The sequence below is a fragment of the Nostoc sp. UIC 10890 genome (genome assembly GCF_054786515.1).
Map to the genome: position 1 here is coordinate 4947442 of NZ_JBSGKF010000001.1, position 16430 is coordinate 4963871.

The 16430-nt window shown below is 42.5% G+C and carries 11 protein-coding genes; 6 read left to right on the forward strand and 5 right to left on the reverse strand.

The genetic code is table 11. The features are described 5' to 3' along the window. Positions 1-4: 4 nt before the first annotated feature. Together ACWATR_RS20445 and ACWATR_RS20450 are read left to right on the forward strand one after the other, a co-directional pair. Positions 5-202: a hypothetical protein gene (locus ACWATR_RS20445; RefSeq protein WP_460336308.1), complete on the forward strand. Its 198-nt coding sequence runs from the start codon at positions 5-7 to the stop codon at positions 200-202. Positions 203-222: 20 nt separating this feature from the next. Continuing rightward, a complete protein-coding gene (locus tag ACWATR_RS20450) occupies positions 223-1170 on the forward strand; it encodes an aldo/keto reductase (protein ID WP_460336311.1) in 948 nt (315 codons plus the stop codon). Between the two features lie 300 nt (positions 1171-1470). Here ACWATR_RS20450 and ACWATR_RS20455 read toward each other — a convergent pair whose 3' ends face one another. Together ACWATR_RS20455 and rimO are read right to left on the reverse strand one after the other, a co-directional pair. Then, the gene (locus ACWATR_RS20455; RefSeq protein ID WP_460340561.1) at positions 1471-2985 is read right to left on the reverse strand and encodes a DEAD/DEAH box helicase; all 1515 of its coding nucleotides are present in this window, start codon (positions 2983-2985) and stop codon (positions 1471-1473) included. 274 nt (positions 2986-3259) lie between these two features. Beyond that, positions 3260-4579, reverse strand: a complete 1320-nt coding sequence (rimO, locus tag ACWATR_RS20460) for a 30S ribosomal protein S12 methylthiotransferase RimO (RefSeq protein WP_460336314.1) — start codon at positions 4577-4579, stop codon at positions 3260-3262. Between the two features lie 758 nt (positions 4580-5337). Here rimO and btpA point away from each other — a divergent pair. The 3 genes from btpA to ACWATR_RS20475 all read left to right on the forward strand — a co-directional run bounded on the left by btpA (position 5338) and on the right by ACWATR_RS20475 (position 10215). After that, positions 5338-6186: a photosystem I biogenesis protein BtpA gene (gene btpA / locus ACWATR_RS20465; protein WP_460336317.1), complete on the forward strand. Its 849-nt coding sequence runs from the start codon at positions 5338-5340 to the stop codon at positions 6184-6186. Positions 6187-6330: 144 nt separating this feature from the next. Continuing rightward, entirely contained in the window at positions 6331-7314 is a 984-nt protein-coding gene (locus ACWATR_RS20470) for a vitamin K epoxide reductase family protein (RefSeq protein ID WP_460336320.1), read from the forward strand. A gap of 696 nt (positions 7315-8010) precedes the next feature. Further along, on the forward strand, positions 8011-10215 hold the full coding sequence (locus ACWATR_RS20475; protein WP_460336323.1) for a CHASE2 domain-containing protein: 2205 nt from the start codon (positions 8011-8013) through the stop codon (positions 10213-10215). A gap of 1274 nt (positions 10216-11489) precedes the next feature. Here ACWATR_RS20475 and nadB read toward each other — a convergent pair. The 3 genes from nadB to ACWATR_RS20490 form a co-directional block, all read right to left on the reverse strand. Beyond that, complete coding sequence (gene nadB, locus ACWATR_RS20480) at positions 11490-13166, reverse strand: L-aspartate oxidase (RefSeq protein ID WP_460336325.1); 1677 nt, start codon at positions 13164-13166, stop codon at positions 11490-11492. Between the two features lie 150 nt (positions 13167-13316). After that, the gene (gene psbU, locus ACWATR_RS20485; protein ID WP_069069002.1) at positions 13317-13745 is read right to left on the reverse strand and encodes a photosystem II complex extrinsic protein PsbU; all 429 of its coding nucleotides are present in this window, start codon (positions 13743-13745) and stop codon (positions 13317-13319) included. A 557-nt stretch (positions 13746-14302) separates the two neighbouring features. Continuing rightward, the gene (locus tag ACWATR_RS20490; RefSeq protein WP_460336327.1) at positions 14303-15082 is read right to left on the reverse strand and encodes a DUF3120 domain-containing protein; all 780 of its coding nucleotides are present in this window, start codon (positions 15080-15082) and stop codon (positions 14303-14305) included. A 447-nt stretch (positions 15083-15529) separates the two neighbouring features. Here ACWATR_RS20490 and ACWATR_RS20495 point away from each other — a divergent pair, with 447 nt between their 5' ends. Next, positions 15530-16354, forward strand: coding sequence for an undecaprenyl-diphosphate phosphatase (locus tag ACWATR_RS20495; RefSeq protein WP_460336330.1), 825 nt, complete (start codon positions 15530-15532; stop codon positions 16352-16354). Positions 16355-16430: the final 76 nt, after the last annotated feature.

Here is a 16430-nt window from a genome sequence, read left to right on the forward strand (position 1 = left end):
AGAATTGCAACCCGCAGATCCCCGACTTCTTCGAGAAGTCGGGGATCTTGTTTATGCGAGTTTGATTCAGGTTTTAAATTTTTATGCAAGGCGCGATGTCTACGACGGGCTACGCCTACACACAACACGAGTTGTAGCCAAGTTGTGGCGATCGCACCCAATCTTGTCTGTAACGATACACTATAAAAGTAAAGAAATGTAAATAAATTAAATTTTGCAACCGTGGAAAACATCACATTGGGGCAAAATGGCCCAGTTGTTACACCCTTGTGCATAGGCACTTGGGCTTGGGGTGATAAACTATTTTGGAATTATGGCGATCGCTATGGCCCAGAACAGTTACAAGAAGCCTTTACCGCAGCCTTAGAAGCTGGTGTTACCTTCTTTGATACTGCCGAAGTCTACGGAATGGGACTATCAGAGAAATTTTTGGGAGAATTTCTGCAACAGACACAACAATCTGTACAAATTGCCACAAAATTTGGCCCTCTACCGTGGCGATTTACAGGCCAATCCGTCTCTGATGCTTTAACAGCCAGCCTCAAACGCTTGCAATTAGAGCGAATCGCCCTGTATCAAGTGCATTGGCCTTTTGCCTTCTTTTTAAGCCAAGAAACTTTGATGAATGCCCTCGCGGATGAAGTGAAGCGGGGCAGAATTGCCGCAGTCGGTGTGAGTAATTACTCAGCAGAGCAAATGCGAGACGCGCATCAAATATTGGCGGCCCGTGGAGTACCTTTAGCTGTGAACCAAGTGCGTTATTCTTTACTCAGTCGTCAAGTTGAAAGCCAAGGTATTATCACAACTGCGCGTGAGTTGGGTGTGACTATCTTGGCTTATAGTCCTTTAGCACAAGGATTACTCACTGGAAAGTACAGTATTGATAATGCTGAAACCCCCACTGGTGCGAGGAAAATAGACGCGCGATTTAAGAAAGAAGGTCTACAAAAAATTGCCCCAGTGATATCTTTGCTACGCAATTTCGGAGAAAAATACGATCGCACCCCTGCCCAAGTTGCTCTCAACTGGTTAATTTCTCAAGGAAACGTTATTCCCATTGCTGGGGTGAAGACAGCCGAACACGTGCGACAAAATGCTGGTGCTTTGGGCTGGAGATTGAACGACGATGAAATTGGAGAGTTAGAACAAGTTAGTCGTCCTTGGCTGTAGTATTTTTGATTTGTCTCAAAAAACAATACAGTTCAGAATGAGCAACAAAACCCTGATGTAGAGACGCGATTTATCGCGTCTTCAAAGACCAATTACCTACACCAATAACCCTTAACCCAAGCGTATTGGTCTAAAAAAGCCAAAAAGTCAAGAGTATAAAGTCAAAATCTTAACTCTTGACTCTTAACTCTCAACTCTGCTAATTTTTAGATTTTGAATTTTGGATTTTGGATTGAAGAAAAAATCTAAAATCCAAAATTGATTAACTGTTGACTAAGAAGCTGATTCCCTAGCTGTAGGTTAACCTAGCTTTTTACTAGGGGATGCAGAAGATTCACGACCACTTCCACTTGTCCGCAGTTTGGGCTTGGGTGAAGAATGTCTTTCTTCATCTCCATTGCTGCTATCTGATTTCCACGCAGCACGAGGGCGATCGCTAGAAGATGATTCACGACGCTTGCCAAGTCTGGGTTTGGGAGCAGAGGATTCTTCTTGGGGAATTTCCACGTCTGAACTTAACCAAGCGGGGCGAGTTTGATCGTAAGCGATTTGTAGTGCAGCTGCGGCGATCGCTTGAGCATCATATTCTTCAATCAATTCGCTGACAATGGGCAAGAATGAAGCCAAACGCTCACCTGTCAAAGCTTCCCGCACCAGTTCTTGCAATTTCAGAATGTGTTTTGCTTCAATCTGGGCGCGTGTGGGAATCGTCAGTACTTGCCAACTTTGGCGGTTATGACGTTCAAATGTTTGCTGTTTGCGGCGCTCAAATGGTTGTACTAAAGAAATTGCTGTTCCTTCTTTACCAGCACGACCAGTACGACCAATGCGGTGAACGTAAGTTTCTACGCTATCGGGTAAGTCGAAGTTGATCACATGGGAGAGTTGATCGACATCTAACCCTCGTGCTGCAATATCAGTTGCTACCACCCAGCGAACTTGACGGTTACGGAATCTGATTAATAACCGTTCCCGCGCTTGTTGGGACAAGTCACCGTGGTATTCATCGACACTATGACCAGCGCCTTGTAACTGACTGGTGAGTTCTGCGGCGGTGCGTCTGGTGCGAACAAATATTAAAGCTGTTTCTGGATCTTCCATTTCCAGAATTGGCTGTAAAGCTTTGGCTTTTGTCCAGTGGCGGGGGATCAAGTAAGCTACTTGATTAATCTTGTTGGGAGCGGCTTTTGGCTGCTCAACGGTGACAGTTGCAGGTGATCGCAAGAACTTGTTCACCAACATCCGAATTGATGGTGGCATTGTTGCGGAGAATAAAGCTGTTTGGCGATCTACGGGCGCTTGTGAGAGGATTTTGATCACATCGTCGATAAAGCCCATGCTCAACATTTCATCAGCTTCATCTAACACAAACCACTTCACTTGATCGAGCTTTAAACAGCCGCGATCTAGCAAATCGATCACCCGTCCGGGAGTACCCACGACCATGTGAACGCCACGTTTGAGTTGTAACATTTGACGGTCAATTGATTGACCACCGTAGATTGCTAACACTCGCAATCCTTCATTACCGATAAATTGCGCTATCGCATCGTGAACTTGCATCGCTAATTCACGAGTTGGTGTTAAAACTATGGCTTGTACGGCTCTTTGATTAATATCTAGCCGCTCTAAAATTGGCAGTGAAAATGCTGCCGTTTTGCCTGTTCCTGTTTGAGATTGACCGACTACATCACGACCATTCAGCAATTGGGGAATTGCTTGGACTTGAATGTTGGTGGGTTCGGTAAAACCGATTTTTTCTAGTTGTGCGACACGTTCTTGGGAAATGCCTAGTTCTTGGAATGAAAGAGTCATTAATTCTCCTAAATTTTTTGTAAGGATTTTTGGATTAGTCATTTAGTCATTAGTCATTAGTCATTAGTCATTAGTCATTAGTTATTGGCTAGTTAGTGAGCCAAGGGCGATAGCAAAGCCTCAACTTTTGGAGAAACTATGCTCACGAGTGAGTCTCCGAACTTCAGGTAAACCCTCATGAAAACTGCTATTAATGCAGCATTGACCTTAATATAAGGATGAATCTGTAAGGGTCATTTAACAAATGGACTTTGGACAAAAGACAAATGACAATTTAGTTATTGACTACTTGACCATAGAGGTCGTATGTATCAGCGTGGTGAATCGCTATTGGCACAATGGTTCCTAATTTTGCCTGGCCTTTGACATACACTAGACCATCAACCTCTGGGGAAAATCTACCTGAACGACCGATTAATTCACCACTTTCAGGATTTTCTTGCTCAATCAGGACATCGACGATTTTGCCTACTTCCTGTTGATTTTTCTTTTGAGAAATCGGTTGCTGGAGTTCCATCAGTTGGTATCGGCGATCGTCCATCACTTCTTGGGGCAAGTGATTTGGTAGTTTGTAAGCTGGGGTTCCTTCCTCAGAGGAAAAGGTGAAGACACCAACATGATCGAATTCATGCCGCTGAACGAACTCTAGTAGATGCTCAAAATGCTCGCTTGTTTCTCCTGGGAAACCAACAATAAATGTTGTCCGCATAACGGCTGTTGGTAGCGCCGTTTTAATGCGATCTATAATCCCATCATTTACGCGTCCTTGCCAAGGACGATTCATGGCGCGGAGAATATCTGGATGGGAATGCTGCAAGGGCAAATCCAGGTAAGGCAAGACGTTGGGTGTTTCTTGGATCGCCGCAATCACATCTGGGGTTAGTCCCGTGGGATAAGCATAGTGCATTCTGATCCACGGTATATCTACTTTCCCCAAAGCGCGAAGTAATTCTGCTAATTTTGGCTGACCGTAAATATCCAAACCGTAATTAGTGGTGATTTGGGAAATTAGAATAATTTCCTTCACCCCTTGACTAACTAACTGCTCCGCTTCGGCGACGATAGATTCAATAGTACGCGATCGCTGGTTCCCTCGAAGATGAGGAATTATACAAAATGCACAACGATAATCACATCCTTCTGCAACCCGTAGATAAGCTACGCCCTCGGTTGTAGTACGATAGCGCGGTGTAGTCTCGTCGGCAATGTAGGTTGGTTCGATACTAACCTGTTTGACCCGCTCGCCAAGTTCAACACGCTCAATTACATTTACAATTTTGTGATAATCGCCAGTACCCACTACGGCTACTGCTTCGGGTAACTCCTCCAAAAGTTGTTCTTGGAAGTGTTGCGCCATACAGCCAGTGATTACGATCTTTTTATTTGCCTCTGCCAGTTCTACCAAAGTTCTGACAGATTCTTGCCGCGCAGCTTCAATAAAACTACAAGTATTAACAATAACGTAATCTGCTAACTCTTCATTTGTATCTACGCCGTAGCCTGCTTCTACGAGCATTCCCAGCATGTGTTCTGTATCAATTCGATTTTTCTCGCAGCCCAGGTGAGAAATGGCAATTGTTGGCTTATCACCCATATTTTGAAAGTATCTTCATTTTTTTCTTCTTGTAGTCAAACATTGCAGCGCTAATTTCGCTTTTTTCTATCACTATCCTTCAGATAACAGTATGCAGTAGATTTCCACTGTCAGTAATTGTCCGTGGACTTATGACCCTATCAATAAATAAAAATAGAGGCCATGTTATGATATTTTTATCAATCTGTTCCCCAGGGTAAATTGAAGTGTCTTTGGGTACATTTGACACTTGTAATCTTTTTTAACAATTCGCCTATTGGTATTTTACATTACCACAGCGTGTGCGTTGTTAATTTACCCATCGGGAAGCCGCCCAAAGGGCTTGTTGTGAGAAGTCGCTACCCTCAGGGAAATCGACGAAAGCGACTACGCCTATAAAGCAGTAATGCTACCCTGGCGATTGGCAAGTCCTACGACAATGCGCGGACGAGACGCCTAAACCACGGAAAGCTGCCTTGCGTCTAGTGAGTGGCAAACTCCTCTTGTAGCCAGGTTTTATCTTAACATATCTTATGGGAGGTTTCACGCCAATTTCCATCTTAGGAAGGAGGCAGTAAACCGACTATCATAAAACACATTTGACTAGTTAATGAAAAGTCAAGAGTCAAGGGTCAAGAGGAGCCAGTCACGTGCGGGGTTTTCCCCGTTGAAGAGCCACCTCCCTATAGAGATTTTCTCTGTTCAGGGGAGTGGTGTTGAACTGGCGTTCAATAGTCAAAAAATTCTGGACTCTGGACTCCGCGAGGCGGATTAAAGACGTGGACTTATATCAGATATTTAAAACTCGCTCACCAATTATTGGCGTGGTTCACCTGCTACCACTGCCTACCTCACCCCGTTGGGGAGGTAGCCTAAAAGCGGTGATTGACCGTGCCGAACAAGAAGCCGCAGCCCTAGCAAGTGGAGGGGTTGACGGGCTGATTGTCGAGAATTTTTTCGATGCGCCGTTTACTAAAAACCAAGTCGATCCAGTGGTTGTGAGTGCCATGACCATTGTGGTGGAGCGGATACAGAATTTGGTGACTTTGCCTATAGGCTTAAATGTTTTGCGAAATGATGGCAAAAGTGCAATGGCGATCGCTAGCTGTGTGCAAGCGCAATTTATCCGCGTCAATGTCCTCACAGGGGTGATGGCAACCGACCAAGGATTAATTGAGGGAGAAGCCCATCAACTACTCCGTTATCGACGGGAGTTAGGTTCTGATGTTAAAATCCTGGCCGATGTGTTGGTGAAACACGCCCGTCCTTTGAGTTCTCCAAATCTCACAGTCGCCGTGAAAGACACCATTGAAAGGGGTTTAGCAGACGCAGTGATTTTATCTGGTTGGGCTACTGGTAGTCCTCCTAACTTAGAAGATTTGGAACTAGCTTGTGGCGCAGCAAACGGCACACCAGTGTTCATCGGTAGCGGGGCCAATTGGGAAAATATTGATACATTGATGCAGGCAGCAGATGGTGTAATAGTTTCCAGTTCCCTGAAACGTCACGGACGTATAGAGCAACCAATTGACCCTATTCGCGTCAGTCAATTTGTGGAAGCTGCCCGTCGCAATTGGAACTCCAAAGGTGAAAGCAAATCAGCAGAACAAGTGAAGTTACATTCTTAGGGAGTGGGGAGTGGGAAGTAGGGAGCAGGGAGAGCAAGCAAACAATTATTATTCCCCATTCCGCAATTCTCCATTCCCCATTGCCCCTAATCTCCAGAGGGGGCCCCGAGTTCCCCATTCCCCATTCCCCATTCCCCAATATTTATGATTCGCCGTCGTTCTACTCCTTGGATTCATAAATGGTCACGTCCATTGATTGCCGCGATCGCTGGATGTGGTGCCCTGATCACAGGTTATCTCACCATAGAAAAGTTAACAGGAGGCAGTGCCGCTTGTGTGGCAGAAGCTGGTGCTAAGGGCTGTAATGATGTGCTTTCCAGTCCTTGGGCAACGGTTTTTGGTCAGCCGTTAGCTTTGTTTGGATTTTTGGCATACATCAGTATGGTGGTATTGGCTTTAGCTCCCTTGGTATTTAAATCAGGGGAAAACAATAGCCGCAAACAATTGGAAAATTGGACATGGTGGTTGCTGCTGGTGGGTGCGATCGCGATGTCTGTCTTTAGCGGCTACTTAATGTACGTGCTGGCATCTCAAATCAAAGCTGTTTGTCCTTACTGTATTGGTTCAGCTTTGTTCTCTGTGAGTCTTTTGGTACTGACGATTATCGGTCGGACTTGGGAGGATATTGGACAAATCTTATTTACCGCTCTGATTGTCGGCATGGTGACACTGATTGGTACTTTAGGCGTCTATGCTGGTGTGAATCAATCACAGGTTACACCTGGAACTCCTGGACAACCTGTAAAAATTTCCTTTACTCCCAATGTCAAACCTAACCCAGCATTTGGTTGGGGAATTACCACTACTTCTGGTGAAGCAGAAATAGCTTTAGCACGCCATCTAGCGAAAGTAGGCGCGAAGCAATACAGTGCTTACTGGTGTCCTCACTGTCATGAACAAAAGCTGCTTTTTGGTAAAGAAGCTGAGGAAATAGTCAACAATGATATTAAGGTAGAGTGCGCTGCCGATGGACTCAAAGCTCAACCCGAAGTTTGTCAAGCCGCAAAAATTGAAGGCTTTCCCACTTGGATTATCAATGGTAAAAGCTATAGCGGAGTTCAAAACTTAGAGGAACTAGCGAAAGTTTCTGCCTACACAGGGCCTCGTAACTTCAAGTATTTCAAGTAATTGACTTGAAAAGACTTCATCTGTGGTTACCAATCCATTAGGAAGCCAACACAAACCTAGCTGTACGGTGTAGTTTACATTTAATAGTCAACTGGATGAATACAGCAAAGTCTGTTTCCAGTTGGCTTTTTTGTTTTTGGTAATAGTTCATTCATACTTCTTTCCTCTATGCCTTCTGCCTCCTGCCTTCTCTGATAATAAGTGTTGTCCAATACCCAATTATCAATTTTCCTACGGATTTTATTTGCAAACACCTGACGCTAAAGGAAATTAATCAAGTATATTTACTTTAAGATAATGTATACTTTAATTTCTTTTTACAGCACTTGGGAGCCACCTTGGGATGTAATCATGTCAGCGCCGAACCCAAAGGTGTGTCTGTTGGGAGTTACCGTAATTCTCAGTAAAATACCTAATTGATCACAAATGTGCAATTTTAATTGAGTAAGCTTAACCAGACAAGGTTTTCGGCATTTATTAATCTGTGCTGATCGCTATAAAAGTCCCGGTTGCCGTTTGGTCAGATAATTGGCCTCAATGTATGGTGTTACATCACAAATACTACGATGTCTTAAATAACCTTGCTGAGTTGAAAAAACTCTTAGAAACTCTATTTAGCTCCTCTTTGAGCTATGTTAGTCCGATAGTTAATAGCTATAGGAGATAGAGAATATTTCTGCCTACTAGGTAATGGGAATGAATCAACAGCTAGGCAAGCGTTTTGTAAAGTTAATCTTTGAACTGAAACAATCGCTTAGTCGAGGACACAGAGAATTGATTACTGCGGCCAGCGTTGCAGCCTGCGTCCTACTTTTGCGCTCCATCGGATTATTGCAATCTTTGGAGTTGGCAGCTTTGGATCAATTTTTTCACTTACGTCCAAATGAACCGCCAGAAGAACGTATTACGATTGTAGTGATTGATGAAGCCTATTTAGACGAAGTAGGTTCATGGCCGATTCCAGATGCGAAGATTGCCCTGTTGTTGCAAAAATTAAATGTCCACAAACCCCGTGCTATTGGCTTAGATATCTACAGAAATTTGCCAGTGGAGCCTGGGAATAAGGAACTGCGTAATGCTTATAAGTCAATGCCTAACTTGGTTGGGATTGAATTACTGGCAAATGATAAAAATAAAAGCATTGGAGTTTTACCTCCACCTGGGCTGAGTCGCCACCAAGTGGGTTTTAATAACGTACTGTATGACCCTGATGGTAAAATACGTCGCAGCTTGTTATATTGGCATATCAATAATAAAGTACACGAAAGTTTTGCCCTGAAGCTGGCTTTATTGTATTTAGAGTCAGAAGATATTACTCCTAGCAAAGCAAAAAGTAATCCTGAGTATTTGCAATTGGGTAAGGCAGCATTTACTCGTTTTGAGGCTAATGATGGTGCTTATGTGGGAGCTAATGCTAGAGGCTACCAAATTTTGACCAATTTTCCCAAACCCAAATGTCAAAGTTCATCTGGAGAATTTTGTAGTTTTCGCCAGGTATCGATGAAAGATGTACTGGCAGATAAAGTCCAAGAAAACTTAATCAAAGATCGGATTATACTTATTGGCTCCACCGCACCCAGTCTCCAGGATTTTGTATTTATTCCTTACTCCAGCAGTCTAATGGGTACGGCAAAACCTGTACCTGGTATTCAACTGCAAGCTTATTTTATTAGTGAGTTAATCTCTGCTGCTGTTGATGGAAGACCATTACTCAAAGTCTGGACTGACTTGGTGGAATACTTGTGGATTTTTGTCTGGTCTTATCTAGGAGCCGTGACGACATGGCGGATGCAAAATGCAACTAGGAGCCTGCTTAGTATCCTAGTTTCTTGCTTTGTATTTACCCTAAGTGCATACGTTGCTTTCTTGCATGGTTGGTGGATACCACTCATTCCCTCACTGTTTTGCTTTGGCAGTTCAGCTATTTGGATGATCAGTCATATTGCCCACATGCAGGAAGAGTGGAAACGTTCTAAGGAATTTTTGCATCACGTCATCAACACGATTCCTGATCCAATTTTTGTGAAAAATGAACAACACCAGTGGATTGTTTTAAATGAAGCATATTGTCGATTTATCGGTTATCCAAAAAAGTTATTAATTGAAAAGTCAGACTATGACTTTTTCTCTAAACATGAAGCTGATGTGTTTCGACAACAGGATAATCTGGTTTTTCGGACTCAGCAGCCCCAGGAACATGAAGAAGAATTTACAAATGCAGATGGACAGACTCATCAAATTGCCACTAAGCGATCGCTACACAAAGACTCAGCTGGCAATTTCTTTTTAGTTGGGGTTATTCGAGATATTACTCAGCGCAAGCTGATGGAGGATCAGCTGAAGCGTACTGCTGCTGAACTATTTCGCTCTAACAATGAATTAAAACTCAAAGAAGACCACTTACGTTATTTAGCGTATCACGACCCCCTCACTGGTTTATCCAATCGCAAATTCTTTGCTGAACAACTTTACGAGTCATTACATTGGGCCCAACACAATAACTTGTTGCTGGGACTGCTGTTTATTGATCTAGATGGCTTTAAGCAAGTCAATGATACCCTGGGGCACGAGACGGGCGATCGCTTGCTAATGACTATCGCTGGAAGACTCAGCAACTCTTTACGTTCTAGTGATACAGTTTCGCGTTTGGGTGGCGATGAATTTACTGTGATTTTACGGGCAATTCCTAATGTTCAAATAGCTGCTAAAGTCGCCGAGAAAATTTTAAGCAGTATTACCAAGCCAATTGTTTTGGACGGCTATACAATCCGAGTCTCTGCCAGTATTGGCATTAGTGTTTACCCGTACAACAGTCAAGACAGTGAAACTTTGATGAAACAGGCAGATGCAGCAATGTACCGTGCCAAGCGTCTGGGTAAAAATCGCTACGAGTTTGCTTAATTAGTCAAGAGTCAAGTCTCCAATTTATTTTCAACTTAGTTACAATTTTTACCTTCTTATTAGGAATGTGTACTAGAGATACCTCCAAAGCACTATCTTGAAAAAGTATGGGATATCTGATGCTAGGTGTTTTTTTAGCCAAGATAGAGATATAGCAAGGCTTTTCTGCCTGAAGACTAAACCCAAGAACATCGGTGAGAAAAGAGTTAGTCATCAGAGCTAAATAAAAAAACAAATCCACATTGTAATATTTTTTACACGTGAATATGCTACTTGTACTGTTTCGGTTTATAGCGATATTTCATAATTTCATGGCTTGCAAAATCCTTGCAATATAAGTATTACGTTATTTTATCTTTACAGTTCTTTACTCTAGAAAAATCATAACTATACAATAAAATAAGTATTATTTAATATTTTCCTAAACCATTCATTTCGCAAACATAGTGTTTATACTTAAAGAGATTAAGATATTATTAATAAATAGTGAATTGAGCAAAATGCTCACAGTCATTCATCAACATATCTAACTTTAGACTGATGTAAAAACAGCTTATTAAGAATACTACTTAAGTATAAAGACTATTTAATACCAGCTAATTAAGGTTAATCTATAAGCAAATACCATAATTACTTGTACACTAACAGCAATAATTTAATAAAGTTAAAATATTTTTTTCAAAAATATCAGTAAATATACGACAGACAGAAAAGCACGTTTGAAATGAAAAACTAGTAAATTTACTGGCAGCTATGAAAACTAACTTCCGAATCACAAAGTTTATAATATTCTGTATAAGTGCTTACATACTAATACCGAAAATTGCCACTTGCACAGGTATATTCAGTACAGCAAGTGCTAATACTTTTGGCGCTACTAGTAACAAAACTTTAATCGCCCGCAAAGTCAATTCTCAAAATTCAAAAGACACGTATATTCCACCAAATTATGGTGGTCCCGACAGTCAGCATGGTAGCGGCACTCGCTGATGGCAATTTTGAATTTTAGATTCTGGTGAAGCAGTGTGATGAGGTAACTATTGTCTTGAGCATCATTCCTTTAGTTGGAGATACTCCATCGCCCTTAGCATCAAAGTGGCTCAGGCTTCTGTTGATAGTGTTTATATAATCTTCTTACTTTGGGAGAATTAGCGAGTTATATACAGTTTAAGCGAGTCTAAGCGCACCTTGTCTTAAAGCTGTCTACGCGCAGCAGCGACCACAATAGAAGAGATTACAAGCCTTCACTAGAAACCACATACCGCAAACTTAAATCAAGACAATAGTGGAGATTTCCACCAATGATGTGTTTGTACAAGTGTGTGAACTTGCCAATTTGGGTCTGGTTGAGGATAGTCTAAACGGTAGTGTCCGCCTCGGCTTTCGGTTCTAAAAGCAGCACTTTTGAGAATTAAATCAGCTACATCTAATAAATTGCGGGTTTCTGCCCAAAGTCCCAATTGCCGTTCAACATCTGGTAGGTCAAAACTAGCTGGTTCTGCTGGACGTAAAGCAAGCAAGAATTGACTTAAAGGCAAGGCAGCGAAATCTTGCTGCCAAGATTCAATAGTAGCGATCGCAGTTTCCAACTTTGATTGTTCCCGACAAATACCAGCACTTTCCCACACTAGACGTGGTAACTTCTCTCTTAGTACTTCTAGCTGTGCTTGCTGGATCTGCCACTCACTGGCATCAGGACTAAATTTCCGTAATGGTAGCACTGATGTTTCTGCTGGCAACCCAATATTTTCCAACTCAATTTGGCCCATCTGGGCCCCAAACACAATACATTCCAACAGAGAATTACTAGCAAGGCGATTTGCCCCATGCACCCCCGTACTAGCGGTTTCACCCACTGCGTACAAACCAGGGATATTTGTACGATTCATTAGATCCGCGACAATTCCACCCATCCAGTAATGGGCAGCTGGTGCTACTGGAATTGGTTCATGGAAGACATCAACGCCCCAATGCTGACAAACTTTAATGATGTTGGGAAAGCGGTGAAGAATCTTGTCGGCGGGGATGGGGCGCATATCCAACCAGACATGGGCAGTAGCCAAATCAAGGGCAGTACGTTGTAAATGGCTGAAAATTGCTCTACTGACCACATCTCTAGGTGCGAGTTCACCCGCAGGGTGGTAGTCAAAGGCAAAACGCCGCCCTTCATTATCGATAAGATGTGCCCCCTCGCCGCGTACCGCTTCGCTGATGAGAAAACGATCAGCACCAGGTTTAGTAAGGGCAGTGGGGTGAAATTGGACAAATTCTAAATCACGGAGGATGGCCCCAGCCCGATATGCGATCGCTACTCCATCACCTGTACTCACAGCCGGGTTAGTAGTTTGGGCAAATACCTGACCACCGCCGCCAGTTGCTAGTACCACAGCACCAGCTCTTACCCATGTGATTTTACCTTGATAAAACAGGCTAATTCCGTGACAGCGACCAGTTTCAGGTTCAATCCACAAACTCAAAGCTAAAGCTTGCTGAATTACTTGAATATTCTGGCGACGTAATACTTGAGCGGTGAGGGTGGTAGTAACTTCCCTCCCTGTGGTGTCCGCAGCGTGGAGTACACGGCGGCGAGAATGGGCGGCTTCTAAAGTTAAAGCCAAAGCTTGACCTTGACGGTCAAAAGCTACCCCCAAGTTAACTAGGGATTGAATACAGCTAGGGGCATGTTGGGCGAGAAATTCTACAGCGGTGCGATCGCATAAACCTGCACCCGCCTGGATTGTATCTTCAATGTGCAAGGTAGGAGAATCTTCTGGAGCTACCGCTGCGGCAATGCCACCTTGTGCCCAATCACTGGCGGACAAAGTGACAGTTTCTTTGGTAATCAAGCCGACTCGCAGGGATTCTGGTAGACACAGCGCTGTGTAGAGTCCGGCGGCACCAGCACCGACTACTAAGACATCAAATTGGCTAGGAATATCTATCTGAGACAAGGTAATGGGTAGGGGGAAGTGAGTATTTAGAAGTTAGGAGTTAGGAGTTGTGAATTTTTAACTCATAACTCCTAACTCCTAACTCATATCATGTCCCACTTCTTAGAATCAGAAGTGGGCTGCTATTTGCTACATTAACTGCATATACAGTTATCTGTAGATACCGTTGTTAAAGCGATCGTCTCCCTCATTGAAGGCAGGCTCTAGTTCTGTCACGGTGAAATTATCGAGGTTAGCTTGCAGGGTTTGTTTTTGGCGATCGCTCAATCCTGGAAGATCCAATACATCCTCTACATTTTTGTAGGGAGCATTTATGATGATTTTCTTAGCCAGGGTGGGATAAAGTCCTGGAAACTGCTGAAAAGCTCGGACGTTGGTATTATTCAAATCAATTTTTTTACCAAATTCCGTTCCTAGCTTCTTATCTGCCCGATTCTGCCGCTCAATTGCCAAAACTGGGACTTGGGGAAAAGCAAAACTGTTGAAACTAGCAGCTTGGGCTATCTGAGTTGTTCCCAACCATCCCCAGCAACCAAGTAACAAACTAAACACTGTTAATAAACGCGCCAATCCTTTCACGATTTTCTACCTCTTTCCATCAAACAGCAATAAAAGTTTTAAGCTAACAGTGGTCATTAGTCATTAGTCATTAGTTATTAGTCATACTCTGCGGGAAGTCGCTAATGCGTCTACGTGAGAGCGCTAAGAACAAAGGATAAAGGACAAAGGACAAAAGCTGATAGCTTAATTAACACAGCAGTCATCAGAAACTAATATACAGCGTATTAATATCCACAATATTTACCGTTACTGGGTTTGACTGTAATTTTGCCAAAAATTTTCATCGAGGAAGAGTGCCCGCATGGCTGCAATAGTCTTCTATCCATGATCCTGGTAGCATTCCCCGCTAGACGAAATCTTTTCGGGGTGGCTGATTCTACCTGCCAAGCAGACACAAAACCGTCAGATATCTAATACCGAAAACCCTAGTAAGAAGGCTTGATGGTGATGAACTGTTATGTAATATTTCTTAACCAATTAATTATCTACAGCCTCATTCTTGATGTGCTGTAGACTGGGCTGGAAAAAGTTTCGATAAGAGAAGGCTACACGATGATTACAACCTCTGGCCTGGTTCACGCTGCGATCGCAGCTAACAAAAATAGGCTGTCTACCAAAATTGTGCTTAAAACTGCGCCACCAAAGGCATACCAGTGTCTTTGATTTCGACCTAAAGCTAAAATCCCGACTGTTAGTAGCACTAAGGCAAGAATTATTGCCCAACTTTGTCCCCAGGGTGTTTGTACTTGCATGAGGGCATTTTGTAAGATTTGCGGTGCGCTATCTGCATCTACTCTCATAATTTGCCGCCAATAGGGCATCAAATCTACTAGATAAAAATATACATCTGTTAAAGCTGTACCGAGTAAAGAACCTAAATAAAACCAGCTACCCACCTTGCCCCAATTCTTCATTAGACACCAGCAAGCAAACGGTAAACCGATAGATTCCACTGGCAGATGCCATAAAGGTTCCCAACGTAACCAGCCCCAGTAAATCGCTCCTGCTAACCAACTACCGCTAAATCCTAAGAGCAAATCTCCCCAGACGTAGGTTGCAGTCCGTGACATTAAGCTAAAACTTAGCCACACCCAAAATGCTGTAAGCGCTAAACTCAGATTTGGTAGCGATCGCACTATTGGCGCTTCTATAAATACTGGCACTGATACCAAAAACACTGCCGCCGCAAACACTAGCCAAGTTTGTCGCTCAGAAATAGATAAGGGGAGAGAAGGAGACAAGGAAAGTGTAGATTCCAGTTGCCTGATGCCATTCTGCCCAGTGTCAGCTAAATTCAACTCGGTATCAATAGAAGGGGTAGAAGCAGTGTAGGAGGACAATGTATTATTAATCAAAGTTTTTAATATTTGTTACTAAACTTTATCTTATTTAAGATATCACACTTTAAAATCCCCCCCTGGGGCATTGTAATTATACTGAAATTTCGGGGAGCGCGGGCGCAAACTAAACAAAACGTTCTGCACTAGACGAATCCATTAAATTTGCACTATATACATAACTCCTCTTTCAGGAGTGCTGTTAGCGATAGTGGGGCTTTGAGTCAGTGCTGAATGCTAGTTAAAAAGTGAACTGGTATCAGTCCGCTAAATATTAAAGTTTGATGAATTACCAAAATTGCGTTGACTTATTGAGGTGGGTGTAAGAACATAGTCAGCGTCTTCGATGATGTTATTGATTCAGTCAAATTGAATTTTCTACAAGATGTAGGTGCAAGAGAGAGTATATAAAAGAACATCATCTAAACAATTATGTCTATAACAGAAAAAAGGTATTAATTGTATATGGAGTTTATCCAAGCTTTTATTTTGGGTATTGTTCAAGGGATTACAGAGTTTTTGCCCATCAGCAGCACTGCACATCTTCTGATTGTGACAAAGGTATTTGGTTGGAAAGAACTAGGTTCTAAAGATTTTGTTGATGCAATTCAATTTGGCAGTGTTATAGCAATTGTTTGGTATTTTTGGTCACTGATTTCTAGTATTGTCAAAGGTGGAATCAAAGCACTAAAAGAGAAAGACTGGCAACGTGAGGAATGGAAAATTCTTGTTGGTATTGCAGTAGGAACAATACCTGCTTTAATTACCGGCTTTATTTTAAAAGATATTCTACCGGAAAGTGCATTAATAATTGCCATAATGTCAATTATTATGGCGATTTTACTAGGGTTAGCAGAAAAAATTGGCACTCGCAAGCGAGGTTTCGATTCATTGCAGATTCGGGATGGTATTTTAGTTGGATTGGGACAAACACTTGCTTTGATTCCGGGTGTTTCTCGTTCTGGTTCAACGTTGACAACTGCCTTATTTTTAGGATTAGAACGCGATACAGCAGCGAAATTTTCATTTTTGTTAGGGTTTCCAACGCTTACTATTGCTACCCTGTATAAAAGCCTAAAAATATTCAATTTATTTCAAGCCCAACAGTTGCCAGATAACATTGTTGGACTGTTAATTGTAGGGATTATTTCAACTTTTATTTTTTCCTACCTATCAATTGCATTTTTGATCAAATACTTACAAACCAAAAACACGTTGATTTTTGTTTGGTATAGATTAGCATTCGGTAGTGCTATTTTAGCTGCGATCGCAGCAGGTTGGAAAGGATAATAGTTATTAGTCATTAGTCATTTGTCATTAGTCATTTGTCCAAACTAAATGACCAATGCCCCATGCCCCATGCCCC

Excerpts from the sequence above, each read along its gene's own strand:
- ACWATR_RS20495 (WP_460336330.1), top strand. The coding sequence starts at position 15,530 with ATGGAGTTTATCCAAGCTTTTATTTTGGGTATTGTTCAAGGGATTACA.
- rimO (WP_460336314.1), bottom strand. The coding sequence starts at position 4,579 with ATGGGTGATAAGCCAACAATTGCCATTTCTCACCTGGGCTGCGAGAAA.
- ACWATR_RS20475 (WP_460336323.1), top strand. The coding sequence starts at position 8,011 with ATGAATCAACAGCTAGGCAAGCGTTTTGTAAAGTTAATCTTTGAACTG.
- ACWATR_RS20470 (WP_460336320.1), top strand. The coding sequence starts at position 6,331 with ATGATTCGCCGTCGTTCTACTCCTTGGATTCATAAATGGTCACGTCCA.
- ACWATR_RS20455 (WP_460340561.1), bottom strand. The coding sequence starts at position 2,985 with ATGACTCTTTCATTCCAAGAACTAGGCATTTCCCAAGAACGTGTCGCA.